Annotated in this window: 15 protein-coding genes; 13 read left to right on the top strand and 2 right to left on the bottom strand. The window is 69.1% G+C overall.

Annotated features, from left to right (window positions below):
- Window positions 1-4 precede the first annotated feature (4 nt).
- Window positions 5-1327 carry a tRNA lysidine(34) synthetase TilS gene (gene tilS, locus LRG07_RS01475; protein WP_201170550.1) on the top strand — a complete coding sequence of 441 codons (1323 nt, stop codon included), beginning with the start codon at window positions 5-7 and terminating at the stop codon, window positions 1325-1327.
- On the opposite strand, the gene LRG07_RS01470 is transcribed toward tilS, so the two are convergent.
- Window positions 1309-3291 (bottom strand): M1 family metallopeptidase, encoded by a 1983-nt coding sequence (locus LRG07_RS01470; RefSeq protein WP_238641609.1) that lies wholly within the window; start codon window positions 3289-3291, stop codon window positions 1309-1311. The genes tilS and LRG07_RS01470 overlap by 19 nt on opposite strands.
- Window positions 3292-3515: 224 nt before the next feature.
- On the opposite strand from LRG07_RS01470, the gene LRG07_RS01465 reads away from it, so the two are divergent.
- From LRG07_RS01465 to truD, 8 genes are all read left to right on the top strand, one after another.
- Window positions 3516-3845 carry a helix-turn-helix transcriptional regulator gene (locus LRG07_RS01465; protein ID WP_201242617.1) on the top strand — a complete coding sequence of 110 codons (330 nt, stop codon included), beginning with the start codon at window positions 3516-3518 and terminating at the stop codon, window positions 3843-3845.
- Between the two features lie 90 nt (window positions 3846-3935).
- Complete coding sequence (locus tag LRG07_RS01460; protein WP_201170544.1) at window positions 3936-5591, top strand: CTP synthase; 1656 nt, start codon at window positions 3936-3938, stop codon at window positions 5589-5591.
- The gene (kdsA, locus tag LRG07_RS01455; RefSeq protein WP_338018475.1) at window positions 5587-6414 is read left to right on the top strand and encodes a 3-deoxy-8-phosphooctulonate synthase; all 828 of its coding nucleotides are present in this window, start codon (window positions 5587-5589) and stop codon (window positions 6412-6414) included. The genes LRG07_RS01460 and kdsA overlap by 5 nt, the downstream gene beginning before the upstream one ends.
- A gap of 15 nt (window positions 6415-6429) precedes the next feature.
- Window positions 6430-7716: a phosphopyruvate hydratase gene (eno, locus tag LRG07_RS01450; RefSeq protein WP_238641608.1), complete on the top strand. Its 1287-nt coding sequence runs from the start codon at window positions 6430-6432 to the stop codon at window positions 7714-7716.
- Between the two features lie 39 nt (window positions 7717-7755).
- Window positions 7756-8028 carry a cell division protein FtsB gene (gene ftsB, locus LRG07_RS01445; protein ID WP_201170538.1) on the top strand — a complete coding sequence of 91 codons (273 nt, stop codon included), beginning with the start codon at window positions 7756-7758 and terminating at the stop codon, window positions 8026-8028.
- Window positions 8025-8756 (top strand): 2-C-methyl-D-erythritol 4-phosphate cytidylyltransferase, encoded by a 732-nt coding sequence (ispD, locus tag LRG07_RS01440; protein WP_201170535.1) that lies wholly within the window; start codon window positions 8025-8027, stop codon window positions 8754-8756. The genes ftsB and ispD overlap by 4 nt, the downstream gene beginning before the upstream one ends.
- On the top strand, window positions 8756-9244 hold the full coding sequence (gene ispF / locus LRG07_RS01435) for a 2-C-methyl-D-erythritol 2,4-cyclodiphosphate synthase (protein WP_338018474.1): 489 nt from the start codon (window positions 8756-8758) through the stop codon (window positions 9242-9244). The genes ispD and ispF overlap by 1 nt, the downstream gene beginning before the upstream one ends.
- Complete coding sequence (gene truD / locus LRG07_RS01430; RefSeq protein WP_255773080.1) at window positions 9241-10254, top strand: tRNA pseudouridine(13) synthase TruD; 1014 nt, start codon at window positions 9241-9243, stop codon at window positions 10252-10254. The genes ispF and truD overlap by 4 nt, the downstream gene beginning before the upstream one ends.
- Before the next feature lie 33 nt (window positions 10255-10287).
- Here truD and LRG07_RS01425 read toward each other — a convergent pair whose 3' ends face one another.
- Window positions 10288-10851: a Smr/MutS family protein gene (locus LRG07_RS01425; RefSeq protein WP_201170531.1), complete on the bottom strand. Its 564-nt coding sequence runs from the start codon at window positions 10849-10851 to the stop codon at window positions 10288-10290.
- 88 nt (window positions 10852-10939) lie between these two features.
- On the opposite strand from LRG07_RS01425, the gene surE reads away from it, so the two are divergent.
- The 4 genes from surE to LRG07_RS01405 are packed head-to-tail and all read left to right on the top strand — an operon-like array spanning window position 10940 to window position 13687.
- Window positions 10940-11695 (top strand): 5'/3'-nucleotidase SurE, encoded by a 756-nt coding sequence (surE, locus tag LRG07_RS01420; RefSeq protein WP_201170529.1) that lies wholly within the window; start codon window positions 10940-10942, stop codon window positions 11693-11695.
- Entirely contained in the window at window positions 11695-12357 is a 663-nt protein-coding gene (locus LRG07_RS01415; RefSeq protein WP_201170528.1) for a protein-L-isoaspartate(D-aspartate) O-methyltransferase, read from the top strand. The genes surE and LRG07_RS01415 overlap by 1 nt, the downstream gene beginning before the upstream one ends.
- The gene (locus tag LRG07_RS01410) at window positions 12358-12939 is read left to right on the top strand and encodes a YqaA family protein (protein WP_238641607.1); all 582 of its coding nucleotides are present in this window, start codon (window positions 12358-12360) and stop codon (window positions 12937-12939) included.
- 7 nt (window positions 12940-12946) lie between these two features.
- Window positions 12947-13687: a peptidoglycan DD-metalloendopeptidase family protein gene (locus LRG07_RS01405; protein ID WP_238641606.1), complete on the top strand. Its 741-nt coding sequence runs from the start codon at window positions 12947-12949 to the stop codon at window positions 13685-13687.
- The last annotated feature ends 132 nt before the right edge of the window (window positions 13688-13819 follow it).

Genomic DNA, 13819 nt, shown 5'->3' with positions numbered 1-13819 from the left:
CTGCGTGCTCGACCCCGGGGCGCTGGTGGCGCGGTTGTTGGCCCTGGCCCCCGCGGCCGCGGGCTACCGGGTCGCCTTCAGCGGCGGGCGGGATTCCACGGCACTGCTTCACGCCCTGGCCGAAGGTCGCGATGAGTTGCCAGCGCCGCTGGGTGCAGTCCATATCGATCACGGCCTGCACGCCGGATCGGCCCGCTGGGCGGAGCATTGCCGGGCCGTGTGCCAGCGCCTGGGGGTGGCACTCGAGTGCCGCCGCGTGGATGTGCCTTCCCCCGTCGGTCAGGGCCTGGAGGCCGCCGCCCGGGAGGCGCGCTACCGGGCTTTCAGTGCCCTGGTGGCCCCCGGCGAGTGCCTTGTCTTGGCGCACCACGCCGAGGATCAAGCCGAGACCTTCCTGCTCCGGGCACTGCGCGGGGGGGGGCTGCACGGGCTGTGCGCCATGCCGACAACCCGACCGCTGGGGCGGGGTCGGTTGGCGCGGCCGCTGCTGGAGGTGCCGCGTGCCTCTTTGACGGCCTACCTGCAGGCCCGTGGTGCGGACTGGATCGAGGATCCGGCCAATCGGGATCCTGCCCATGACCGGGTCTATCTGCGCGAGCATGTGCTGCCGGCGTTGGCGGCGCGCTGGCCGGATGCAGCTGGCCGCCTGCAGGCGGGGGTGGCTGCCCTGCAGGCGGATCAGGCCTTGCTGGATGGCTACCTGGACAGCGATCTGGCGGCGGCGCGTGCCGCCGACGGGCGCCCGGCGGTAGCTGAGCTGCTGCGACTGGCGCCGTATCGGCGTCAGGCCGTGCTTCGCCACTGGCTGGTTCGTTCCGGGCACCGTCCGCCGCCGGGCCGGCGGCTGGCCGTCGGCGTGCAGGCGCTACTTGAATCGGGCGAAGGGGCTCAGCCGGAGTTGCGTTGGCCGGACGGGTGCATCCGCCGCTACCGGGGGCGGCTCCACTTGCTGCCCGCCGAGTCGTTGGGCGCGGATCCCGATCCGGAGCCGTGCTCCTGGTTTGGCCGGGGGGCGCTGAGCCTGGCCGGGGGCACGTTGTCAGCGCGGTGGAGCCCGCGGGGTATCGACGGACAACTCCTTGCGCAGGGGGTGACGGTGGTCTTCCGTGCCGCAGTGCTGGATGCGGATGCCCGGCGCAGGCTGCAGCGCCTGTATCAGCGGTTGGGTGTCCCGCCCTGGGAGCGCAGCCGGGTTCCGGTGGTCTTCTCCGGTCATCGCCCGATCGCCGTGCCGGGCTACGGCGTGGCCCCATCGTGCCGGGCCATGCCGGGGGTGCGACTGCTGTGGCAACCGCCTCGTGTCGCGGGTCAGTCGGCGTCCAGCTGATCGGCCAGGGGCAGGCGCAGCCCGTGGCGGTCGGCGGGGTTGTAGAGCCCGGTCTCGGCATCGTGGCCGCTACCGAAGCCGACGTAGCTGTGCCGGCCGTAGCGCGCCAGACGCTGCAGCGCCTCGCGAGCCTCTTCGGCGTCCTCGGCGGCGAGGGCGATCAGCGGTTGTCCGCCCCCGGTGGTGCTGGCCCAGGCGACGGGGGAACGGTCCACCGGCCGGATCCGATCAGTGACGCAGGCCTTGATCGCCTCGAGGTGTTCGCTGACCGCTTCCCTGGGGCCGACGATCAGAAGGGGGCGGTCGCGATCCGGGGCGCCGGGCTCGACCTCGCCGCGCAGCGCCCGCTCGGCGGCTGCTTCCAGGCCGTCCCAGCTAGCGACCAGGGTCACGGACTCGGCCAGCAGGGTGTCGCGCAGGATGGAGACTCCCTCACCGAGGGCCAGCTGGCGGTACAGGTGGTGGTCCGGGTCGGCCTGTAGGTAGCGGGGAGCGGTCTCGCTGGTGAACTCGATCCGGGTTCGCTCCCCCGGTTGCAGGCGGATGTCCCGTTCGTCCAGACGGCCGTCTTCGCCCTTAAGCACGACGGGGACAGAGACCGGGTAGCCGTCCTCATCCCAGGCAATGTCTACCCGGATCCGAAAGCGGTCGTCCCCCTCGTGGGCGACCTCGAGCGTGCGTTCATCCAGTTCCAGATCCGGGGCGCGGGTGGCCGAAAGGAACCACTCGAACAGCGCCGGGACGGTTTCGGCGTCCGCGCCCTCGTCCTCCGCAGCTCCCGCGAAGGCGGTCTCGAGGTCCGACCAGCTAGCCTCCTGGTGGGCGTGCCGGGCGTAGAACCGGCGCACTGCCTGGTCGAAAGCCGCTTCGCCGAGGCTTCGGCGCAGGGTATGGAAGAGTTGGGCGCCGCGCTGGTAGCCGATGATCTCGTCGACCGTCCCCCGGTTGTGCCGGAACTCGCTGAGCGGATAGTCAGCCGCATCGGGGAGCGCGGCCTGGCTGCGCAGCCAGTCTCCTCGCAGGCGCTGCGCTTGCTCGGTATCCCGCTGCGCGGCCTGGTGGTAATCGCCCATGTAGTAGGTCAGGGCCTCGTTCCAGTTCCCTTCGTCGTAGTCGGTGTAGACACCGCGGCCCCACCAGTTGTGGACGACTTCGTGGGGCAGCGACGTCTCCGGGATGAAGGGCAGGGGGATGACCTGCTCGCCGAGGGCGGTGAATCCGGCGAAAGCCAGGCCTACGGGGTATGGTGCGGCGACCACCGAGTAGGTCTCGTGCGGTGGCGGGCCGATCCAGTCGCTGTATTCGTCCAGGTAGGCCCCGGTCTTCTCCAGGTAGAGGTCGTGGTGCTCCGCGAGGTGTTCAGGGAGGAACGTGTGGACGGTCCCGTGACGGACGGATCGGCTGCGTTGCTCCCATTCGCCGGCGAACAGGGTGATGCCACGCGCTGGCGCCGGATGGCGGAACTCGACGCGGCGCAGGCCGTCTGAAATGCGCTCATCGACGCGCGTTCCCTCGGCCACCACCTGGAGAGGTTCCGGCACAGTGACGTTCAGCCGGTAGCCCGTACGCCGTTCCGCCGGGCGGGGGTACCAGCCGGCCTCCGCGGCGAGCCAGGCGCCCTCGGGTCGCAGGTGGGCACCCCGGCTTTCCTCGCCGGGTTCGCCGGACCAGCGCAGCCGGGCTTCAGTGGCCTCCCCGGGGCGCAGGATGACCCCCCGTTGGCCCAGTTTCTCCGCGCTACCGGCGTCGAGCGCCACCTCGTCGATGCGGTATCCCGGCCCGACAGCCAGGGAGAATGGTCCCTCGTCCGGAAGTTGCAGAGTCAGGCGCCCCTCGAGCCGGCCATCGTCGGGGTGCAGGCGGACATCCATCTCGGCCTGTGGGTCATCGGGCCACGAGCTGGCGGCCGCCACCGGCAGGGTGGCGAGCAGGGCAGCGGCGAGGATGCGGGCGAGCCTGTACATGCGGGCATCATAGCGCACCCTGGCTGGGCGCGTCGTCCGTGCCGGCTGCCGACGACAAGCATCGGTTGTCGATGGCAACTGCCTTTTTCGACCGCCCTCCTTAGCCTGCGACGATGGCATGTCATCCTGGATCTGAAGACGCGCGGGCCCAGTTCGCCGAACGACTCCGCCAAGCCCTCCACCGGTGTGGAGTCGGTCCGCGGGAGTATGCCCGGCTGGGTCGTATGGTCGGGGTATCCAAGCAGGCGGCGCGCGGCTGGCTCGAGGGCCAGAACTTCCCCACCCGGGAGCACATCGCCCTTCTCGCCCGGGCGCTGGGCGTGCGCCACGGCTGGCTGGAGTACGGCGAGGGGCCGATGCACCCCGGTGAGGTGCTGGCCGAGTCGGGTGGTGCCGAGTATTCGGCGTCCCGTTTCACTCTCGATGAGGGGGAGGTGCGCCTGATCTCGGTCTATCGTCGGCTCGACGTCACCTCGCGGGCCGCCGTGGATCAACTCATCAACGTCCTGAGCGATTGCTTCGGCTCCGAAGGGCCGCGTGGCGGAGACTCCTGAGCCGCCGGGTGCGTTGTGGGCCTACCCCCCTTCTGGTAAGGTTCCGCCATTCCGTTTCCCGGTTCACCCTTCCCTCGGCTGGCTCTGTCCATGACGCGTTATCTATTCATTACCGGTGGCGTGGTTTCCTCCCTGGGCAAGGGCATCTCGGCCGCCTCCCTGGGGACCATCCTCCAGGCGCGCGGCCTGAGCGTGACCCTGATCAAGCTCGACCCGTACATCAATGTCGACCCGGGGACGATGAGCCCTTTCCAGCACGGCGAGGTCTACGTCACTGACGACGGGGCCGAGACGGATCTGGATCTGGGTCACTACGAACGGTTCGTGCGTGCCCCGGTCAGTCGCCGCAACAACTTCACGACGGGCCGGATCTACGAGAGCGTGATCCGCAAGGAGCGCCGTGGGGACTACCTCGGTGGTACTGTGCAGGTCATCCCCCACGTCACCGATGAGATCAAGCGCTGCATCCAGGAGGGTGCCGACGATGTCGACGTCGCGCTGGTCGAGATCGGTGGGACGGTGGGCGATATCGAGTCGCTGCCCTTCCTCGAGGCGATCCGTCAGATGGGTACTGAGCTCGGGCGTGAGCGGTGCCTGTTCATGCATTTGACCCTGGTGCCGTTCATCGGCACCGCCGGGGAGATGAAGACCAAGCCGACGCAGCACTCGGTCAAGGAGCTGCGCTCGATCGGCATCCAGCCGGATATCCTGGTCTGCCGCGCGGCGCACCCGATCCCCGAGGAGGAGCGGCGCAAGATCGCCCTGTTCACCAACGTCGATCCGCGCGCGGTGATCGCGGCGCTGGATGTGCCGAACATCTATCAGATCCCCGAGGAGTTGCATCAGCAGGGGCTGGATCACATCGTCGCCGAGAAGTGGGGCTTGGAGCTGCCGCCGGCGAACCTGGGGGACTGGCACCGGGTCGTGGAAATCATGTCCAACCCGGAGGGCGAGGTGACGGTGGCCATGGTTGGCAAGTACGTCGACCTGACCGACGCCTACATGTCTCTCAACGAGGCTTTGCGTCACGCCGGTATCCAAGCCCGGCAGCGGGTGAATATCCGCTACGTCGACTCGGAGTCCCTGGAGCGCGAGGGGTGCGCGGCACTGGAGGGGGCGGACGCGATCCTAGTGCCGGGTGGCTTCGGGCAGCGTGGTATCGAGGGCAAGATCGAGGCCGTGCGCTATGCTCGGGAGCATCGGGTACCGTACCTCGGCATCTGTCTGGGCATGCAACTGGCAGTCATCGAGTATGCACGGCACCGGGCGGGGCTGGAGAACGCCCACAGCACCGAGTTCATCCGCCACCCGCACCATCCGGTGATCGGTCTGATCACCGAGTGGATGACCGACGACGGTGACCTCGAGCAGCGCGGTGAGGCCGACGACCTGGGCGGCACCATGCGCTTGGGCGGGCAGCCCTGTCGGCTTGGCGCCGGGAGCCTGATCAATCAGGTCTACGGCAAGGATCGGATTGTCGAGCGCCATCGCCACCGTTACGAATTCAACAACCACTACCGTGAGCGCCTGGCCGAAGCGGGCCTGAGTTTCTCGGGGTGGTCCCAGGACGGCCGGCTGGTCGAGGTCGTGGAGCTACCCGACCACCCCTGGTTCATCGGCTGTCAGTTCCATCCGGAATTCACCTCCACGCCCCGGGACGGGCATCCGCTGTTCGCCAGTTTCGTGCGGGCAGCGATGGCCCGTCGCGACGGTACTGCGCAGGCCCTGAATTATGAGCAGCATTGAGCTTTGCGGGTTCCGCGCCGGCCTCGAGCAGCCGCTGTTCCTGATCGCCGGCCCCTGCGTGATCGAGTCCGAGCAGCTGGCGCTGGACAGTGCCCACGAGCTGCGCGAACTCTGCCGCGAACTCGGCGTCCCGCTGATCTACAAGTCGTCCTTTGACAAGGCCAACCGCTCCTCGGCCCAGAGCTATCGCGGCCCCGGCATGGAGGCGGGGCTGCGGGTACTTGAGCGGGTGCGCGGCGAGCTTGGGGTGCCGGTGATCACCGACGTCCACGAGGACACCCCGCTCGACGAGGTCGCCTCCGTGGTCGATGCCCTCCAGACCCCGGCCTTTCTCTGTCGCCAGACCAACTTCATCCAGCGGGTGGCCGCCTGCGGGCTCCCGGTCAACCTGAAGAAAGGGCAGTTCCTCGCCCCCTGGGATATGGCTCACGTCGTCGACAAGGCGCGCGCCACCGGCAATCGGCAGATTCTGGTCTGCGAGCGCGGGGTATCGTTCGGCTACAACAACCTGATCTCCGACATGCGGGCGCTGGCCGTGATGCGTGACACCGAGGCGCCGGTGGTCTTCGACGCCACGCATTCGGTGCAGTTGCCCGGTGGCCAGGGTCACGCCTCGGGCGGCCAGCGGGAGTTCGTTCCCGTGCTCGCGCGGGCCGCGGTGGCTGCCGGCGTGTCGGGGCTGTTCATGGAAACCCATCCGGATCCCGAACGCGCGCTGTCCGACGGCCCGAATGCGTGGCCACTGGAGCGGATGCGCGAACTCCTTGAGACGCTGATCGCCTTGGATCGCGTGGTCAAGGAGCGGGGATTCGCCGAGCAATGAAGGAGCGACTGAATCATGGCGAACATCGAGCGTGTCATCGGCCGCGAGGTACTGGACTCCCGCGGCAACCCCACCGTCGAGGCGGATGTCTGGCTGGATGACGGCAGCTTCGGCCGCGCCGCGGTCCCCTCCGGGGCCTCGACCGGCAGCCGTGAGGCGGTGGAGCTGCGTGACGGCGGAGCGCGCTACAACGGCAAGGGGGTGCGCACCGCGGTGGAGAATGTCAATACCACCATCCGCGAGGCGCTGCAGGGCGTCAGTGCTGACGATCAGGCCGCCCTGGACCGGCAGCTGATCGAGCTTGACGGCAACCCCAACAAGGACCGCCTCGGTGCCAACGCCATCCTCGCCGTGTCCATGGCCGTGGCCCAGGCGGCGGCGCGCAGCCGCGGACTGCCCCTTTACCGCCACCTCCAGCAGGAGGGCTCCTCGGCTCAGTTGCCGGCACCGATGATGAATATCCTCAACGGCGGTGAGCACGCCGACAACAGCGTGGACATCCAGGAGTTCATGATCATGCCCCTCGGGTTCGATCGGTTCTCCGAGGCCCTGCGCTGTGGCGCCGAGATCTTCCACGCCCTGAAGAAGGTCCTCAACGAGCGCGGACTCTCCACGGCCGTCGGCGACGAAGGTGGCTTCGCCCCGGATCTGCCCTCCAACGAGGCGGCGCTGGAGGCCATCATCGAGGCCGTGGAGCGCGCCGGCTATCAGCCTGGTGAGCAGGTGGCCCTGGCTCTCGACGTGGCGAGCTCCGAGCTCCACAGCAACGGCCGCTATCGACTCGCCTCCGAGGGTCGTGACTTCGATGCGGCCTCTTTTGCCGACTACCTGGCGCAGCTCGTCGACCGGTATCCGATCGTCTCCATCGAGGACGGCATGGATGAGTCCGACTGGGACGGCTGGAAGATCCTAACCGAGCGCCTCGGGGACCGGGTGCAGCTGGTGGGCGACGACCTGTTCGTCACCAATCCGCAGATCCTGCGCCAGGGGATCGATCGCGGCATCGCCAACTCGATCCTGATCAAGCTCAATCAGATCGGTACGGTGACCGAGACGCTGGAGGCGATCCGCATGGCCGACGAGGCCGGCTACACTTCGGTGGTTTCCCACCGTTCGGGCGAGACCGAGGATGTGGCGATTGCCGATCTGGCCGTGGCGACGCGGGCGACCCAGATCAAGACCGGTTCGCTGTGCCGCTCGGATCGGGTGGCCAAGTACAACCAGCTGCTGCGCATCGAGCAGGAGCTTGGCGACGATGCCCGTTACGCGGGTCGCGACGCGCTCCGCCCCGAGCAGGGGTAGGCCGGTGACCACCGCGTGGGGCCGTCGCGGGAGGGCGCCATGCGTTGGGTGAACGGGTTGCTCGGCGTGCTGCTGATCCTGCTGCAGGGCCAGCTCTGGTTCGGGCAGGCCAGCATCCCCGGCCTGCTTGAGCTGCGCAGCGCAGTCGCCGCGCAGCAGGCGGAGAACGAGCGGGCCGAGGCGCGCAACGAGGCCCTGGCAGCCGAGGTGGAAAACCTCAAGGAGAGCACGGAGGCCCTCGAGGAGCGGGCACGCTATGAGCTCGGCATGATCCGTCAGGATGAGGTCTTCTACCAGGTCGTGGAGGAGTGATGGCGCGCTACTGGGCGGTGATACCGGCGGCGGGTGTCGGTCGGCGTATGGGGGGCGGGGATGGCCCCAAGCAGTACCGTTCGCTGTTGGGTCGGCCCGTTATCGGCTGGGCCCTGGAGCGCCTGCTCGGGCACCCAAAGGTAGCCGGGGCTGTCGTGGCGCTGGCTGCCGACGACGGCTACTGGAATGCCCTGGGCCTGGCCGACGAGCTGCCGGACAAGCCCGTGCACCGTGTTGATGGAGGCGCCGAGCGGCGCGATTCGGTGCGGGCGGCCCTGGATTACCTAAGCGGGATCGCCGGGCCGGAGGACCGCGTGCTGGTCCACGATGCCGTGCGTCCTTGTCTCAGCGCGGCGGAGCTGGACCGGCTGATCGAGGAGGGTGGCCCGGCCGCCGATGGGGCGCTGCTGGCGACCCCCGTGCGCGATACCCTCAAGCGTGCCGCCGCGGGGTGCGTGGATGCCACCGTCTCTCGGGACGGGCTATGGCAGGCGCAGACGCCGCAGCTTTTCCCGCTGGAGCGTCTTTCCGCGGCACTGGATGCGGCCCTCGCGGCCGGTGTCGCCGTCACCGACGAGGCGCAGGCTGTGGAGTGGCACGGCGGTCACCCGCGTCTGGTGACCGGCGAGGCCGGCAATCTGAAGATCACTCACCAGGCTGACCTGGATCTGGCTGCCGCCGTGCTCGCGGCGCAGCGGGCGGCCACAGAGAGGGAGCGAACGGCGTGATTCGTGTCGGGCAGGGTTTTGATGTTCATCGCTTCGGCGGCAAGGGCGAGGGGTTTCGGCTGGGCGGGGTGGCCATTCCGTACCACAAGCGGCTGGAGGCCCACTCGGACGGCGATGTGCTCTTGCACGCGGTCACGGATGCCCTGCTCGGAGCGTGTGGACTGGGGGATATCGGCCGCCACTTTCCGGACGACGACCCGCGCTGGCGGGATGCGGACAGCACCGGCCTGCTGGCATCAACGCTGCGGTTGGCCGCGGAGGCTGGATGGGTGCCGGTGAACGTTGATGGCACCGTGATTGCCCAGGCCCCCAAGTTGGCCCCCTACATCGATGCCATGCGTCAGGCCACGGCGGATGCCATGGAGCTGGCGCCCGGGGCGGTCAACGTCAAGGCGACCACCAGCGAGCGGCTCGGTTTCACCGGGCGTGGCGAGGGGATCGCCGCGATGGCCGTTGTCCTGGTGGAATCGGCCCCGGGGCGGGGTTGATCCGGGCCTTCGGCGGTCCCCTGGGCAAGGCGCGACTGCGCGCCTGTCCCGAGGACTTCCGGGTGGATGAAATCCTCCCGTTCCGGCCTTCCGGCGGTGGAGAGCACTGCCTGCTCCAGATTCGCAAGAGGGGCTGGACCACCGAGGCGGTCGCCCGGCTGCTGGCATCCCAGGCCGGCGTGGCGCGGGGTGCGGTGAGCTTCGCCGGCCTCAAGGACCGGCACGCGGTCACCACGCAGTGGTTCTCCGTTCACGCGCCGAAGCCATGCCCGGCCCTCGCGCCGGGCTGCCTGGACGACGGCCTGGAGGTCGTCAGCGCCACACGCAATGCCCGCAAGCTGCGGCGCGGAGCGCTCAGCGGCAACCGCTTCAGCCTGCTTATGCGCAACGTGTCCGCGCCGCGCCGGGCGGTGGAGCGGCGGTTGCTGGCCATTGCCCGGTGCGGGGTGCCCAATTATTTCGGCCCGCAGCGGTTCGGGCGCGGGGGCCGCAATCTGCAGCAGGCCCGTGCCTGGCTGCTCGATGGCGAGCCGGTGCGGGGGCGCACCGTGCGGGGGCTGTTGATCTCCGCGGTGCGCTCGGACCTGTTCAATCGTGTGCTGGCGCGGCGAGTGGCGGCGGGTAGCTGGGATGTCGTGCGGCCCGGAGAGCGAGCAGCCCTCGATGGCACCGGCAGTCACTTCCCCGTGGAGGTGCTTGACGCCGCGCTGCGTCGCCGCGTTGTCCAGGGTGATGTCCACCCCACTGGGCCGTTGCCGGGGGTCGAGGGCGACGGGCCGAGAGGCGAGGTGGCCACCCTCGAGTCCGAGGTCCTGTCCGAAGAGCCAGAGCTGCTCGGCGCGCTCGCCCAGCGGGGCGTTCGCGCCGACCGGCGGCCGCTGCGCCTGATGCCTCGGCGGCTGGCCTGGCACTGGCCCGCGCCGGATACCCTCTCGCTTGAGTTCACCCTGACCGCCGGGGCTTACGCCACCACAGTGGTCGCTGAGATCCTCGATACCGCGGAGGAGTGAGGCCCGCGTCCCCGGCGGCCGGGGACGCGGCTCCTAGCCCCGGTTGCGCAGCAGCACGTAGACGGCTCCGGTGCCGCCATCGCTCTCCGGGGCCGAGGCAAAGGCCAGAACGTCGTCGCGGCGCCTCAGCCATTGATCCACCGAAACCTTGAGCACCGGTTGCGGCTGTCGCGAGCCGCGTCCCTTGCCGTGGATGATACGCACGCAACGCAAACCGCGATCAGCGGCGCTCGCTAGGAAGAGCACCAGCTCACGGTAGGCCTCGCGCCGGGTTAGCCCGTGCAGATCCAGCTGGGCCGCCGGCGGGTAGTGCCCCCGGCGTAACTGTCGGATCACGCGTCGCTGGACCCCGGCGCGGTAGTAGAGCAGTTCCTCGCCGGTCTCGACCTCCGCCGGGTCGGGCGGGGGATCGAGCAGGCTCTCGACAACCCGGCGTTCGTCGGCTTCACGCTGGGCAGGGCGGGGCGGCGGGGGAGGCGGTCGCGTATCGGCCCGGTCGTTTTCGTAACGGCGCACGCCGGCCATGGCCCGGCGGAACACGGCCGCCTCGTCCGCCGGGTCGCGGGAGTCGCCGCTGTCGTCTTGCCCGTTGCTCATGCCCAACCCCACGGTGGTGCTCCCCGACACGTTATACTGCCAATCTTGGCGGCAACTGTGTGTTCGAGGCTGCGCCTGCAGGAGCGAGATGTACATTCTGATCAGCAACGATGATGGTTACCAGGCCGAGGGGATCCTGACCCTGGCCGAACGGCTCGGCACCGTGGCGCGGGTGACCGTGATGGCGCCCGAACGGGACCGCAGCGGAGCCAGCAATTCGCTGACGCTTGAGGACCCCATCCGGGTCAATCAGATCGAGCCCCACCGTTACCGGGTCCAGGGAACACCGACCGACTGTGTGCACCTGGCGCTCACCGGGCTGCTGGAGGAGGATCCGGACATGGTCTTCTCCGGCATCAATGCCGGTGCCAATCTGGGCGACGACGTGCTCTACAGCGGCACGGTGGCGGCCGCCATGGAAGGGCGCTACCTGGGGCTGCCGGCGGTGGCCATCTCCCTGGCCGGGACCTGGGCGCCGGTCCACTACGACACGGCGGCGCGGGTGGCCGTCAAGCTGCTCGAGCAGATCCAGGATGATCCGCTGCCGCCGGATAGCATCCTCAACGTCAACGTGCCGGATCTGCCCTGGGATGAGATCCAGGGCTTCCACGCCACTCGGCTCGGCTGCCGCCACCGGGCCGAGCCGGTGATCAAGCAGCACGATCCGCGCGGTCGCACCATCTACTGGGTGGGGCCACCGGGCTCGGAACAGGACGCCGGCCCGGGGACCGACTTCTACGCGGTGCGCAACGGCTTCGTCTCGGTGACGCCGATTCAGGTCGACCTGACCCGGCATCAGGGGCTGGAGCAGGTCCGCGGCTGGCTGGACGGGGTGACCTGGTGATGCGCGAGCGGAATGCAACCGGTATCGGCATGACGTCTCAGCGGACCCGGGACCGGCTGGTGGAAGCGCTGGCCGCCCAGGGGATCCACGATGAACGGGTGCTGGCGGCGCTGCGCGAGGTACCCCGCCACCTCTTCGTGGACGAGGCCCTGGAGAGCCGCGCCTACGAAAACACCCCGCTGCCCATCGGCGAGGGGCAAACCATCTCCCAGCCCTGGGTGGTGGCGCGGATGACGGAACTGCTGCTCGAACAAGGGGTGCCGGAGCGCGTGCTGGAGGTGGGGACCGGCTCGGGGTACCAGGCGGCGGTACTGGCCCGGCTCGTGCCTCGGGTCTACAGCGTCGAGCGTATCGGCTCGCTGTTGCGCAAGGCCCGCGAGCGGCTGCACACCGCCCGCCTGTTCAACTGCCAGCTCCGCCACGGGGACGGCTACGAGGGCTGGCCCGAGTACGCCCCCTACGACGGCATCATCGTGACCGCGGCGCCGGAGGCGCTACCGGAGGCGCTGCTTGAGCAGCTTGCCGACGGGGGACGTCTGGTGGCGCCGATTGGCGGGGCCGGTTACCAGGAGCTGCTGGTGGTGGATCGTCGTGGCGACGAGTACGAGCAGCGTCGGGCGGCCGGGGTCTCTTTCGTGCCGATGCTTGAGGGGCGGATCTGAGTGCGACTGTTCGGACCGCTGTACAGCTGGACGGTACGGTGGGCGGGTCACCGCCGGGCCCCCTGGGCCCTGGGTGGGCTCAGCGTCGCCGAGTCGTCGGTGTTTCCGATCCCGCCGGATGTCTTGCTCGCGCCGATGTCCCTGGCGCGGCCGAACCGGGCGGCGGCCTTCGCCCTGATCGCCACGGTGGGGTCCGTGCTCGGTGGATTGATCGGCTACGCCCTGGGCCACTTCGCCCTCTATCTGGTTGAGCCCTGGATCGCGGCTGCCGACTACGAGCAGGCCTATCGGACAGCGGTGGACTGGTTCCAGGATTGGGGCTTCTGGGTGGTGCTGGTGGCGGGCTTCTCGCCGATCCCCTACAAGGTCTTTACCGTGGCGGCCGGTGCCACCGGGGTTGCCCTGGTTCCGTTTGTGGTCGCGTCGCTGCTCGGGCGTGGGGCACGGTTCTTCCTGGTAGCGGGGCTGGTAGCCTGGGGAGGAGCCCGGCTTGAGCCCTGGCTCCTGCGCCACGTCGAGCGGATCGGCTGGATCAGTGTCGTCCTGCTGCTGCTCGGAATGCTGTGGGTCAAACACGGATAGCCGTCCCATGGTGGGCAACCCGTCGCGAGCGCTGGCCTGGGCACTGATCTTCCTGCTGATGCCCGGGTGCGCGACGCTCTGGGACGGGGACTGGGAAGAGGACGGACACCGTCGTATCTATCTCTACGAGGTGCAGCCAGGCGATACGCTCGGCCGCATCGCCTGGCGGCACGGGCTGCGGGTCGAGCAGCTGCAGCGCTGGAACGAGCTGGCCAACCCGGACGAGATCCAGGCCGGGGCCTACCTGGTGCTCAATCCGCCCAGCGACGAGGGTGCTGCGGGAGGGCACGCAGCGGATACGGCCCCGGGGCAGACCGAGGATACGACCCGGGAGCCGCCCCCGCCGCCGGACGATGCGCCGGACTACGAACTCGGCTGGGTCTGGCCGGCCGACGGTGAAGTGCGGCGCTCCTACGCCACCGACAGCGGTGGCAAGAGTGGCATCCAGATCGGCGGTTCGGAGGGGGACACGGTGCGCGCCGCGGCCGATGGTGAAGTGGTCTACAGTGGCAGCGGTCTGCGTGGTTACGGCAACCTGGTCATCGTCATGCACGATGACCGCTTCTTGTCGGCCTATGGCTACAACCGAGCCCTGAACGTGGCGGAGGGCGAGCGGGTCAGCGGCGGCGACCCCATCGCCGAGATGGGGCGAGCCCCCGGGGCTGATGAGGCCAGCCTGCACTTCGAGATCCGCATCGACGGAGAGGTGGTCGACCCGGAGGATTACCTGCCTGCGCGCGATTTGTGAAAAGGGGTTAACGGTTCACACTTTTCTTGTTGCGCTGGCGATGGTTTGGTAATAACTTAACCATAGGCCGAGTTGATTCCGTTTCAAATAACGATCATCAAAACAAGGGGTTAGGTCTCCTCGGCAAAGGGT

The sequence above is a fragment of the Halorhodospira sp. 9622 genome (assembly GCF_022228025.1).
GTDB classification, from domain to species: domain Bacteria; phylum Pseudomonadota; class Gammaproteobacteria; order Nitrococcales; family Halorhodospiraceae; genus Halorhodospira; species Halorhodospira halophila_A.
The sequence above is the reverse complement of the archived record's forward strand: the minus strand, read 5'-3'. Positions and strand labels throughout refer to the sequence as shown.